Here is an 11738-nt window from a genome sequence, read left to right as displayed (position 1 = left end):
CAATGACCGGATCGGCTACTGTGCGGTCATGCCCACAGCCTCGAACGCCGGCGTCGCGCGCCGCCGAGCCATCCTCGACGCGGCGCTGACCGTCTTCCTCGAGACCGGCGTGGCCGGCACCAAGGTCGACGTTCTGCACCGCGCCTCCGGCGCCAGCGTGGGCAGCATCTACCACTTCTTCGGGAGCAAGGAAGGCGTCGCCGCCGAGCTCTATCTCGAAACACTGCGGGACTACTTCGACGCCTATCTCGCTGTGCTGCAAGGAAATACAACCGCACGCGGCGGGATCGAAAGCACCGTCCGCATGCACCTGGAGTGGGTCGCGGCCAATGAGCTGCGCGCACGCTATCTGTTCCACTGCCGCGAGTACGAGATCATCGAGGAATCCCGCCCGGCGATCGTCGCCCTGAACGAGCGCTTCTACGGCGAAGCGAGTGCCTGGCTCCGGCCACATGTGGAGCAGGGTCGCATCAAGCCGCTACCACCCCGCCTGTGCCAGGCGCTGTGGATGGGCCCCTGCGTCGAATACGCCCGCCTGTGGCTCGCCCGCTCCACGGACTTCGACATGCTCGGCACGGCCCCGGTCCTCGGTGAGGCGGCCTGGAACGCGGTCAAGGCCTGAACCGCCAGGTCGGCCTTCCGCGTTCGACCTTCCCAGCCCCGGCAGGCCCACCTTGGTGGCATCGGACGACACCTTGGGGCACGGTCTCCAATCCCCGGGAGCCTGCACTCGGCGGCGCACCGAGCGAATAGTGGGTTTACCCCGCTGAGCAATCGGAGCACCGATGTCGATCATGAGCACCCTCGCCGCCTCGGCGCAGACCCGCGCCGTCGTCCGAACCGAGGACGGCGTGGCACTCGAGGTCCGCATCCACGGCCCCCGGCAGGCCGATCTGACAGTGGTCCTCTCACACGGGCATTGCGGCCGCAGCGAATCCTGGACCCCCGTCCGCGACGCCCTCCTGCGGCAATACCCGAACGCCCGGATCGTCTGCTACGACCACCGCGGCCACGGCGACTCCGCCCACGCCGACCGCCGCACCTACACCCTCGAGCAGCTCGCCGACGACCTGGGCACGGTGCTCGCCACCGTGGCCCCCACCGGGCCGGTCATCCTGGTCGGCCATTCCATGGGCGGCATGAGCGTCCTGACCTACGTCAGCCGCAACCCGCACGAGGTCGGCGCCCGCGTGATCGGGGTCGGGCTCATCGCCACCGCGGCGGGCAACCTCACCGAGGCGGGCCTGGGCCGCTTCCTGCGCCACCCGGTCATCTCAATGTTCCGGGCCGCGGTCCACTACGCCCCCGGCCTCATGCACGGCGCGAAACTGTTGGCGGGCAAGGCTTTCACGCCGATCATTCGCAAGGCCCGGCGCGGCGATCGCACGGTCGGCGCCCACTGGCTCACCCTCGCGAACGCGATCCACAACCAGACGCCGATCGTCACGATGGCCGCCTTCCTCCAAGCCCTCGCCACCTACGACCGCACCGACGCCCTGGCAGTACTCTCCCGCATCCCCACCCTGGTGCTGTGCGGTTCGGCCGACTCGCTCACCCCGCCTTCGCATTCCGTCGCCATGGCCGCGGCCGTCGACTACTCGGACCTGGTCCTGATCGAAGGCGCCGGCCACTCGGTGATAGTCGAAGCGCCGACCCGAGTCGCCGAGGCCCTCACCCGCCTGATCACCCGAGCGCACACCCACCCCCGATCCGCGATGGCCGCATAGCACATTGCGGAGTTGCTCGGGCAGGAAATTCCGAATCAATTCGTATGGACCGCAACCAAGTTGAGGAACCGATCGAAGCGAAAACCGCGGCGAGCCGCCGACTTCTCCAGACCCATGCAGTACTCGGACGTCAGCGCTCGAAGACCTCGTTCAGGCTCTCGACCTCGAGCATCCTCGCGGCCCAATGCCGCAACTGCTCGTCGGTCGCGGACCGCACAGTGTCCTGAGTCTCCTTCGACAACGGCCCGAACTTCACTGCGAGCAACTCGAGCACCATCCCCGCTCGCCCGCGGGCCACACCACGAGCCTCGCCTCGGGCTTCCCCCTCGGCGCGGAGTCGTTCTGCGGTCGACATGATGACCTCCTCCGCATGCGGTCCAACTCGATGAAAGACAGGCGCCAACTCAGTATCGCTCGTCTCTCCGACACTGAGAATGTACGTGACGGCCCACTCCAGCACTTCGAGACCGCCCGGGGCTGACACTATCGCCTGAAAGTCCCGTACCAGCGGCAATATCTCGATCGCGAGGGACCGGTTGCCGGCCGCGACTTTCAACAACACCAGCAGCACCCGCGTTGCCGGGGTCAGATCGCGGGCGCACAATGCCGAGACCGAGGTTACGGTCAGGTCGTCGAGCACGAATCGGAAGCGCGGTAGGAAATCGCCCAGAGCATCCCGAGTAGCGGCATCGATGTCGAGCAACTCCGACAACTCGGTCGGGCACTCCCAACGGCGACCATCCCGACTGGCATGGACGACGAGCGGGATCACCACCGGCAGCGTCTTGGTCCTCGGGTTTTCACGAACATACCGACTCCAGATCCCGACCTTGTACTCCAGCATCCGCATAGCCATCAATGGATCCGGGCTGCTCTGATGTTCGATGAGAAGAAATACGTACGCTTCCGAGGCGCCCACGCGGGTGCGGAACAGCAGATCGCTGTAGCGGGACCGTAGTTGCTGAGAGACGAAACTGCACGGCTGGAGTTCCAGTGCATCCCAATCCAGCCGTGCGGCAATCGCTTCCGGCAACACCGTACGCAACTCGGCCGCGGCGTCAGCTGGACGGGACAGCACCTGCCGGAAGTACGCATCGTGGGGATTCGACGGCGGTTCAGCCACAATCGAGCAAGCTATCCCCAGTACAGCTGCGACACGCAAGTTTTCGAGGAGATGTTCGAACGCAAAACACCGCGGAACCACCGCTCACGTTCCAGAAGGCCGGAACCGCCGCACAAGAACGCCACCGCACGATGGCCCGTAATCCCACCACGACGGTGCGCCAACATCACGCCCGCGATGCTGCACATTTGTCGCACGAAAAACGGCCGGTCATCGCAGAACCTGCGATGACCGGCCGTTTCTTTGTGGTTCTAGCTGGGTTCGAACCAGCGACCCCTCGCGTGTGAGGCGAGTGCTCTCCCGCTGAGCTATAGAACCGGGGTCTGTTCTTCCTGGCGTTTTCGCCGCTCCGAACGAGAGAGAACTTTACACAGATCGACTTCTCGACACCAAATCGCGTGCGTAGGGGCGGAAAATCGGGGTGTGACGGGCGGGATCGGCGTGTCGGGTGGGGTTCACCGGATGGTCGGCCGCTCGCTACGGACCGTTGGTTGCGATGGGGTGGGATGGGATGGCTTGCGGCATGGTGGAACTACAGGCTTGTAGTTCATATTTACCCCCCTCTACCAGGCGATTTGTTACCTGCACAGATAGTCGGCTAATGTTCTCTCTCGTCAGCGGGACAGCCGAGAGGCGCCCGGGACGGAATGCGGATGTAGCGCAGCTGGTAGCGCATCACCTTGCCAAGGTGAGGGTCGCGGGTTCGAATCCCGTCATCCGCTCGAGAGGCCAACACGGCCTGCTTGGCGGTGTGGCCGAGTGGTGAGGCAACGGCCTGCAAAGCCGTGCACACGGGTTCGATTCCCGTCGCCGCCTCTTCTTCGTGAAGAGCAGAAATAGACCCGCGCGATTAGCTCAGCGGGAGAGCGCTTCCCTGACACGGAAGAGGTCACTGGTTCAATCCCAGTATCGCGCACCAAGTTTCATACAGATCAGGCCCGGCTCACGCCGGGCCTTTCTGCATTCCCAGGCTCGATCCGAGCCGGAATTCGCGCGTCCGGCCGTAAAATCGACAAGGTGGCCGACGCTGAGGATCGGCACGACGAGCCGCCCGCCCAAGGTTCCGCCGTGACCGATCCAGCGGCCGAGCCCAGGACGTGGCGAGTGCGGGTGAGTCTGCCGACCGACTTCCCCGCCGATCAGGTTGCGCCCTACGCGGCCCATCGGTTCGGGGCACGGTTCGGGACGGTGGATTCGGCGGGATGGCACCGCGAGGTGTTCGAACAGCGGACGCGGATCAACGGAAACAGCGAACAGCGGCTGCAACTCGTGCTGCGGGTGACCCGCCGACCCGGCGGCGGCAGCTATGTTCGGCTCTCGATGAGCGCGATTCCGAATCGCGAGAAGCGCGACGAGGTGCTGCCCGCGCTGCAAGGCGAGTTGAATCGGCTCGGCCGCTTCCTCGACGAAGCGGCACGACTGCGCCGGCACACACGCCAGGCAATCGTCATCGTTCACGGCATCGGCGAGCAGTTGCCAGGACAGACGCTGCGGAGCTTCATGGCCGGTGTCTTCGGCACCCCGTCGACGGAGGGGCCGTATCTCAAGCCCGACTACATCTCGTCACTGTTCGAGCTGCGGATGATGCGGGTCGGGCGCGACCTGGCCTCGGGCAGACCGACGACCGACGTGTACGAACTGTATTGGGCCCATCTTGTTCGCGACACCACACTCGGCCAGGTGTACGGGTGGCTGTCGCGGCTGATGCTGGCACCGGACGCGCAGATCCCGGTCGCGCTGCGAAAATACTTCTGGTTCGTGCGCGTGCTTCTCGTCGCCGTCGCGGCAACGGTCGGCTGGTTCGTCCACAGCCGCACCGGTCAGGCGGCGACGACCGCGGTGACAGTGGGAGCGCTCGCGCTCGTTCCGATGCTCGCTTGGGGTGTGCTGCGGGCGATCGGCCGGCGGTTCCTGCTCGGGTTCATCGGCGACGCGGCCCGCTATCTCGAACCTCGGCCCGGCAATGTCGAACGCCGCCAAGCCATTCGGGAGGCGGGGGTGCGCCTGCTGAACGGGCTGCACGACTCCGGGGAGTATTCGCGGATCATCGTCTTCGGCCACAGCCTGGGCAGCGTCATCGCCTACGACATCCTGAACCTGACCTGGATCCGGCGTCGCCGCCGCCACGACGCCGAGACCATCATGACCAGCCGGGCGCTCATCCGGGCCGAGAACCTGTTGAACGCCGAGAACGAGCCGTCGATCGAGGAGATCCGAGCCTGTCAGTTCGCCGCCTGGGAGGAGTACCGGCGCAACAGTTTCCGGTGGTTGGTATCGGATTTCATCACGGCGGGTTCCCCTTTGACCAGCGCCCGGCTCTTGCTCAACCTGGATAAGCGAACACCCTTCGACACCTTGGTCGCCGACCGTTCTTTCCCCACCTGCCCGCCGCAGACCGAGACGGTGCGGACACCGGTCCCCGGACGCACCCGGCGACGGTTCACGCACACGTACGCCTACCCTGATCCCGCGAGCACCGGGCGCACCCGATCGGTCCAGATCCCGCACCACGCGGCGATGTTCGGCCTGGTGCGCTGGACGAATCTCTACTTTCCCCTGCGAGGTGTGCTGGGCGGTGACCCCGTCGGCGGTCCGCTGCGGGAAATCTTCGGACTGTGGATCCGCGATGTCGAGGTTCCGCAACCGCGCGCGGGCTGGGCGGGTTTCACGCATTCGCTCTACTGGCATCACCGGGGCAACGACGCGCACATCCGATGTCTGCGCGACGCCCTGGCCCTTCCTTTCCACGCGACACTCGACGAGCTGACCGCGGAGCTTCATTTCGAGCACTACTCCGAGCGGGAGAATCTCTCACCGGTACGGGCTTCCGAGGATCTGGGATCGGAACAGCCTGCATACGTTCGACGATCGCACCGGTTGTGGGGGCGCCGGCGCCACGACAGCCGGGCGTAAGCCCAACCAGATGAGTAGCCACCCCGATGGGCAGCACTCCAAGGACTACCGGCACCCGACCACTACTTTAAGCCCGAGGAGTTGGATTCGAGGCCCCCACAGCGATTACGGCCCATTATTCGAATCTGCCCGCCACCGAACAGGCCCGGGCCGCGCCCGGCCCGAATCATCGGTCAGCTGATCCAGGTGTCGAGCAGTTGGGTGGGTCTGCCGGTGGCGAGTTGGGCTTGCAGCCAGGTGTTGACGACGGTGTCGAAGGCCAGGTCGCCGCGGGGCAGGAGGTAGGCCTTGGGGGCGGAGTCGAAGGGGTGGTCGGGGTGGAGGACCTGGAGGTCGGGGTGGGTGCGGCCGCGGTAGCGGCCCTCGACGGAGTCGGTGACGAAGACGTCGGCGTTGCCCTGTTCGAGCTGTTCGTAGATGGTGAGGTTGTCCGGCCAGACGATGAGGTTCGCGTCGGGGAAGTTGGCGCGGGCGAATTTCTCGTTGGTGCCGCCGGGGTTGACGATGACGCGGACGCCGGGCTGGTTGATCGCGGCGATGGTGGAGTAGGCGTCGCCGTCGGCTCGGCGGGTGACGGGGGTTTTGCCGTCGGTGGAGATCGGGATGGAGAAGTCGGCGACCTGGCGGCGTTCGGCGGTGTCGGAGATGCCGCCGACGGCCAGATCACAGTGGGCGACGAAGTCGGCGGCCAGGGTCGACCAGGTCGTCGGAATCCATTGCGGCACAGCGTGCAGAACGGTCGCCAGCTCGGTGGCGAGGGTGATGTCCACGCCCGTGTAGGCGCCGTCGTCCCCGCGTAGGGTGTAGGGCGGGTAGTCGCCGGTGGTGCACACCCGCAGCACACCCGACTGCGCCACGATCAGCAACCGGGACGGCGACGGCTCCGCGGTGGCCGCGGGAGCGGCGGCCCCGGAGGTGAGCAGCCAGCCCACCAGGATCACGTTCAGCAAGGGCAACAGTCGACTCGATGGGCGCACCCGCCAAGGCTACTGAACCTCGGAGTCGGGCTACTGTTTTCGCGACGAAAGGACTTTGTCGATGAGGAGTCTGGCTCTCACGGGCATGGCGACATTGGTGGTGATCGCGGGACAGTGCGGAGTGGCCGCGGCCGCACAGGATTCCGGGTCCCTGGATCGATTGGCCGGCTCGCTGATCGACCGCCTGGACACCGCCGACACCGTGGCGGCGATCAAATGGACCGACACGCTGCGCACCGGAGTCGATCCGGTGATCGACGACCCGGCGCGTGAGGCCGCGATCTACGACGCGATGGCGCAGCTGGGCGCGCAGGAGAACCTGCCCGCGCCCCGCGTCCGGCAAGTCTTCGAGGGACAGATCGAGGCCAGCAAGATCGTGCAGCGCGGCCTGGTCACGGAGTGGCGTGCCGGTGTGGCAGCGCCCGCGCCCGCGATGGATCTCGCCGCCGTCCGCACGGTGATCGACGGTCTCAACACGGACATCGTCGCCGAATTGGCCGCCGAGCAATCGGATTTGACCGGACCCGGCTGCCCGGCCCGCATCACCCCGGTCTTCCTCTCCGCCGCCGCGAGCCACCGTCTCGACGCCCTCCACACGGCCGCGCTCCTCCGCGCGGTAACCCCGTTGTGCGGCTGATTCCGGCAATGCAAGGAAATCGATAGAGAGTTTCAAGCGCGCGGACGTAGATTTCCAGGGAGTCCCACAGAGGGGGTGAAAGCCATGGCTCTCCGTATTTCCGTTCGCGCGATCACCAGTGACATCACGCCCGAGACCGCGCATCTGGTGCCCGGTCCCGACGGCGGCAGCTGGGCGTTGAGCTGGCTGCCCGGGTGGGATCTGACTCGGGACCAGGCCATCGACGGGATGGCGCTGGACGAGATGCTCAGTGATCCCGCACCCGAGGACGGGGAATGGGCGCTGGAGATGGCCGCGCTGCGGGCCGAATCGCTGGGGATGGGGCTCGAGGACGTGGTCGTCCGGTTGTGCGCTCGGATCATCGAGCGGGACCGGCAGCGGGGGCAGCAGGCCGGACAGGACCGTCCGCCCGGGGATAACGAGGGACGGTCCTGCTCCGGATCGACTGTCGCGCAGGATATTTGGCGGTTGGTGCGACCACGGTGGGTGGAGACCACCGGGGTCGCGGTGCGGCGGATCATCGTCGCGCTGCTGTGGGCCGGGCCGCGGCGGCGGATGGCGAAATCCGCTGGGGCTCAGCGCTAGCCGACGTCGCGCTGGTCGATCAGGGCGCAGAAGTGGTTCATGCTCTGTTCGAACAGGGGCCGTAGCGCCGGGGCGGCGGCGCGGGCGTCCGCGCGCAGGGTGGTGAGGGCGTCGGGGCCGAGGACCTGTTGCGCCTCGGTGGCGAACTCGGGTTCGGCCAGCCACCGGTCGAGCAGGGCCTCGTCGACCTCCGGGTGGAATTGCAGACCCCACGCCGCGGGTCCGGCCCGGAACGCCTGCACGGGAGTCGATTCCGTGGCGGCCAGCGCGGGCCGGGCGGCATCCGCGGCGATCCGGTCGCCGTGCCAGTGCAGGACTGCGGGCGCATCGGCGAGGGGGCCGACGAGCGGGTCGCCGCGATCGACGGCGTGCAGTGGGGCCCAGCCGAGCTCGTCGGCGTAGCCCAGCTCGCCGGGGTGGACGGCCAGTCCGGCGGCGCGGGCGAGGAGTTGGGCGCCCAGGCAGATGCCCAGGGTCGGCAGGTTCGCCCGCAGGGCTTGGGTGAGCAGATCGCGTTCGATCTTCAGGGCGGGGTAGGTGTCGGTGTCGTCGGCGTTCATCGGTCCGCCCATGACGACGAGTCCGGCGAGCGCGGAGACCGGAGGCAGCTCCGAGCCGTCGGGCTCCGTCGCCGAAATGCGGGTCACCGTGGGGATTCGGTGCGCGCGCAGGACGTCCAGGATGAGGCCGGGCTGCTCGACTTCGACGTGTTGAACGATCAGAACGGGTGCTGCGGACATCCCTGCAGTATCGCCGACCGCGGGTGTGGCTATTCTGCGCGTACCGCCACATGGCCCGATGTCACCGGGAGTGTGGCGGCCCGCTCGACATCGATGGCTCGGATGCGGGCGGGGCCGGCGGTCGAATCGAACCGTGGCCTCCTTCGATGCGGACGAGCGCAGGGTCGTTGATTTCCGTCAGTTCGTCCACACGGCAGAGGGGATCGTCTTGCGCATCATGGAGTCCATCACCACCGATACGGTCGCGCCGTTCGATCCGATCGAGCACGCGACCTCGATGGTGGGGCGGCGTTTTCGGCTCGATGGGTATTACGAGGTCGGGCGGGAGAAGGTGCGCGAGTACGCGGCCGCCGTCCAGGATGATCATGCGGCGCACTGGGAGGAGCAGGCCGCCGCGGAGCTCGGCTATTCAGCGCTGCCGGCGTCACCGACGTTCCTGTCGCTTTTGGCCGCGCCGGTGCAGCATGCGATGAGCGGCATGCTGACCGGCTACGACCTGCGGGCTTCGGTGCAGACCGATCAGGTGATGGATTTCCATCGGCCGGTGCAGGTCGGCGATCGGCTCACCAGCAACGTGGCGTTGAAGTCGTTCCGGCAGGCGTTCGGCGGGGACATGTTCGTGTTCGAGAACATCATCATCGACCAGTGCGGGGAAGCCGTGCTCACGGGGACGACCAGCGTGATCGCCCGCTCCGAGCAGTCCGACGAGCACGGCGAGGCGCACCGGCTGATCGGCGACATCATGCAGCGCGGGATGGACACCTTCACCCGGCGGGCGCCGCGGCGCATCGAGCTCACGGCGTGGAATCCGCCGATCGCCGAGTATCGGAGCACCCGGTCGCGCCGGGCCGACGCGGTGCAGGCCGGTGACGAACTCCCCTGCCGGACAGTGCTTCTCACGATCGGCGATCTGGTCCGCTACGCCGGTGTCGCGGGTGACGCGAACCCGATCCACTGGCACGGCGAGGCGGCCCGCCAGGTCGGCCTGACCCGCGGCGTGATCGCGCACGGCATGCTGACCATGGCCTACGGCGCGGGGTTCGTCACCTCGTGGCTGGGTGATCCGGGCGCGCTGAAGCAGTACAGCGTGCGCATGAGCAACCCGGTCTACCTGAGCGAAGGCGGGCCCACGGCCATCGAATTCACCGGCAAGGTCAAGTCGGTCGATGCCGAGGCGGGTACCGCCATGGTCGCTATCACCGCAATTCACGAGGGGCGCAAGATATTCGGCCGCGCGACAGCGCTGGTGCAATTGACCTGACGCGAACGAATCGCCTCCCGAACGCCCGTGCCCGGCCCTGAGCGATTACCGCCGCGGGTCGAGCAAGGGCCCGGTACTGGTGTTCCTTTCGCCCCGGGTACAGCGGCGGGCACCTGGCAACCGGTCTCAGGTGGCCACTCGAAGCCGAGATACCGGCACAGCCCGCAAATCGCCGGAACGCCCCCGTTGACCTTTCGTCGAGCGGCACATTTTCCTGGGCAGAACGGTCGAAGCGGCTGGAAATGTGCCACTCGATGAAGGGAATCAGGTTCGGGGCGTGTGCGGTCGGGGCGGTAGCCGGAGTGCGTGGTCGGCGCGCTTGGCGGGGCCGATTTAGGGTGGAGGCCATGAGGATTCGGCGGTTTCGGCGGGCCTATCTCGCGGCCGAGTACGTGGCGTTGTTCTTCGGCGGGACGACGCTGTACAACGCGGTCTTGCGGGGGAAGCCGCCGATTCCGGCACTGCTCGTGCTGGCGACCGGGGTGACGGTCTATCTGCGGCGGGCGAAGGGGTTCGATCGCGAGTCGTTGTGGCGGGCGGAGGCGTTTCCGGGGCAGGCGCGGTCGATGGCGGTGACCGCTGGGGCGAATGCCGTGGCATTGACCGCGGCGACGGCGGTCATGCGCCGCGAGGATCTGTTCGAGCTGCCGCGGCGCAATCCGCTGATCTGGCTGGCGGTGATGGTGTTGTATCCGGCGTTGAGTGTCTACCCGCAGGAGTTGATCTTCCGGTCGTTCCTGTTCCACCGGTACAAGCCGGTTTTCGGTGAAGGGCCGGGGATGGTGGCGGCCAGCGCGGCGGCGTTCGGGTATGTGCACATCGTGTTCGGGAGCTGGTTCTCGGTGGCGGCCAGCAGTGTGGGCGGGTGGTTGTTCGCGGCGCGGTATCTGCGGACGCGGTCGCTGTTCACGGCCTCGGTCGAGCACGCGGCCTACGGGATGCTGGTATTCACGATCGGGCTGGGGCGGTATTTCTATCACGGGGCCGCCCCGGCCGCACGAATTCAGTTGCGGGGCAACGGGACCGCGTAGGCCCTCAGTGACGGCGGGCGGTCAGGAGCCAGGCCGGGATGTCGGCCGCGGGGCCGCCGGGGAGTGCGCCGCGCATGACCGACCGTCGCAGGACCTCGATATCCCAACCGGCGGTGAATGATTCGCGCAGGTCGGTCTCGGTCATGCGGCGCGGGCCGGGGCCCGCGGGGGCGGTGTCGCCGACGGCCATGATGTGGACGGCAGCCCCGGGGCGGCACGCCAGGTGCAGGGCGGCGATGTAGTCGGCGGCGTCGCGGCCCGAGAACGTGTGCAGCAGGCCGGAATCGATGACGGTGTCGAAGCGGGCGCGGTAGACGGACAGGTCGCGGGCGTCGGCCTCGGCGAATTCGGCGGCGAGGCCGCGCCGGGCGGCCTTGGCGCGGGCGTGGGCCAGTGCGGTGGGGGCGGCGTCGATTCCGGTGACGCGGTGGCCGCGGGCGGCGAGGTAGAGCGCGTTCTCGCCGGTGCCGCAACCGGCGTCGAGGATTTCGCCGCGGATCGCTCCGACCGCCTCCAATTCGACGACGAGCGGCTGGGGTTCGCTCAGGTCCCAGCCGGCGGCCGCGATGACGGAACCGTCGGTGGGCTGGGAGCGGTAGACGGATTCGAAGTACTGGTTGATCTCGCGTTCGGTGCCGGTCATGACGGTCTCCAATAGTTCATATTCCAGAATAGTTCTGATTCTTGAACTTAATCTGCCACCGTGTCAAGGGGTCGTCGACGTCACAGTCCCCTGCCGACCGA

General features: G+C 67.3%; 11 protein-coding genes and 4 tRNA genes. 10 read left to right on the top strand and 5 right to left on the bottom strand.

Annotation, left to right across the window (positions count from 1 at the left end; all coding sequences use genetic code 11):
• The first annotated feature begins 28 nt into the window (after window positions 1-28).
• The gene (locus GPX89_RS09880; RefSeq protein WP_157387235.1) at window positions 29-622 is read left to right on the top strand and encodes a TetR/AcrR family transcriptional regulator; all 594 of its coding nucleotides are present in this window, start codon (window positions 29-31) and stop codon (window positions 620-622) included.
• A gap of 163 nt (window positions 623-785) precedes the next feature.
• Complete coding sequence (locus tag GPX89_RS09875; protein WP_157387234.1) at window positions 786-1727, top strand: alpha/beta fold hydrolase; 942 nt, start codon at window positions 786-788, stop codon at window positions 1725-1727.
• Between the two features lie 130 nt (window positions 1728-1857).
• On the opposite strand, the gene GPX89_RS09870 is transcribed toward GPX89_RS09875, so the two are convergent.
• Window positions 1858-2850: an Rpn family recombination-promoting nuclease/putative transposase gene (locus GPX89_RS09870; protein ID WP_157387233.1), complete on the bottom strand. Its 993-nt coding sequence runs from the start codon at window positions 2848-2850 to the stop codon at window positions 1858-1860.
• A gap of 246 nt (window positions 2851-3096) precedes the next feature.
• Window positions 3097-3168, bottom strand: a tRNA-Val gene (locus GPX89_RS09865).
• Between the two features lie 331 nt (window positions 3169-3499).
• Between GPX89_RS09865 and GPX89_RS09860 the strand changes: the two genes are divergently transcribed.
• From GPX89_RS09860 to GPX89_RS09845, 4 genes are all read left to right on the top strand, one after another.
• Window positions 3500-3572: transfer RNA gene (locus GPX89_RS09860), tRNA-Gly, on the top strand.
• A 23-nt stretch (window positions 3573-3595) separates the two neighbouring features.
• Window positions 3596-3666 (top strand) — tRNA-Cys (locus GPX89_RS09855).
• A gap of 28 nt (window positions 3667-3694) precedes the next feature.
• Window positions 3695-3769 (top strand) — tRNA-Val (locus GPX89_RS09850).
• A gap of 98 nt (window positions 3770-3867) precedes the next feature.
• Complete coding sequence (locus GPX89_RS09845) at window positions 3868-5763, top strand: hypothetical protein (protein WP_157387232.1); 1896 nt, start codon at window positions 3868-3870, stop codon at window positions 5761-5763.
• 173 nt (window positions 5764-5936) lie between these two features.
• Here GPX89_RS09845 and GPX89_RS09840 read toward each other — a convergent pair whose 3' ends face one another.
• Window positions 5937-6740 carry a transporter substrate-binding domain-containing protein gene (locus GPX89_RS09840; RefSeq protein WP_198347354.1) on the bottom strand — a complete coding sequence of 268 codons (804 nt, stop codon included), beginning with the start codon at window positions 6738-6740 and terminating at the stop codon, window positions 5937-5939.
• 61 nt (window positions 6741-6801) lie between these two features.
• Between GPX89_RS09840 and GPX89_RS09835 the strand changes: the two genes are divergently transcribed.
• Entirely contained in the window at window positions 6802-7377 is a 576-nt protein-coding gene (locus GPX89_RS09835) for a chorismate mutase (protein ID WP_157387231.1), read from the top strand.
• 84 nt (window positions 7378-7461) lie between these two features.
• Window positions 7462-7962, top strand: coding sequence for a hypothetical protein (locus GPX89_RS09830; RefSeq protein ID WP_157387230.1), 501 nt, complete (start codon window positions 7462-7464; stop codon window positions 7960-7962).
• Here GPX89_RS09830 and GPX89_RS09825 read toward each other — a convergent pair.
• The gene (locus GPX89_RS09825; protein ID WP_157387229.1) at window positions 7959-8702 is read right to left on the bottom strand and encodes a type 1 glutamine amidotransferase; all 744 of its coding nucleotides are present in this window, start codon (window positions 8700-8702) and stop codon (window positions 7959-7961) included. The two genes, GPX89_RS09830 and GPX89_RS09825, sit on opposite strands and share 4 nt — an antisense overlap.
• A gap of 133 nt (window positions 8703-8835) precedes the next feature.
• On the opposite strand from GPX89_RS09825, the gene GPX89_RS09820 reads away from it, so the two are divergent.
• Together GPX89_RS09820 and GPX89_RS09815 are read left to right on the top strand one after the other, a co-directional pair.
• Entirely contained in the window at window positions 8836-9963 is a 1128-nt protein-coding gene (locus GPX89_RS09820; RefSeq protein WP_328601670.1) for a fused (3R)-hydroxyacyl-ACP dehydratase subunits HadA/HadB, read from the top strand.
• A 347-nt stretch (window positions 9964-10310) separates the two neighbouring features.
• A complete protein-coding gene (locus GPX89_RS09815) occupies window positions 10311-10994 on the top strand; it encodes a CPBP family intramembrane glutamic endopeptidase (protein WP_157387228.1) in 684 nt (227 codons plus the stop codon).
• 4 nt (window positions 10995-10998) lie between these two features.
• Here GPX89_RS09815 and GPX89_RS09810 read toward each other — a convergent pair whose 3' ends face one another.
• Window positions 10999-11637 (bottom strand): class I SAM-dependent methyltransferase, encoded by a 639-nt coding sequence (locus tag GPX89_RS09810; RefSeq protein ID WP_157387227.1) that lies wholly within the window; start codon window positions 11635-11637, stop codon window positions 10999-11001.
• Window positions 11638-11738: the final 101 nt, after the last annotated feature.

This window comes from Nocardia terrae, assembly GCF_009760405.1.
Taxonomy (GTDB): Bacteria; Actinomycetota; Actinomycetes; order Mycobacteriales; family Mycobacteriaceae; genus Nocardia; species Nocardia terrae.
This window is presented reverse-complemented; position numbering and strand designations above follow the sequence as displayed.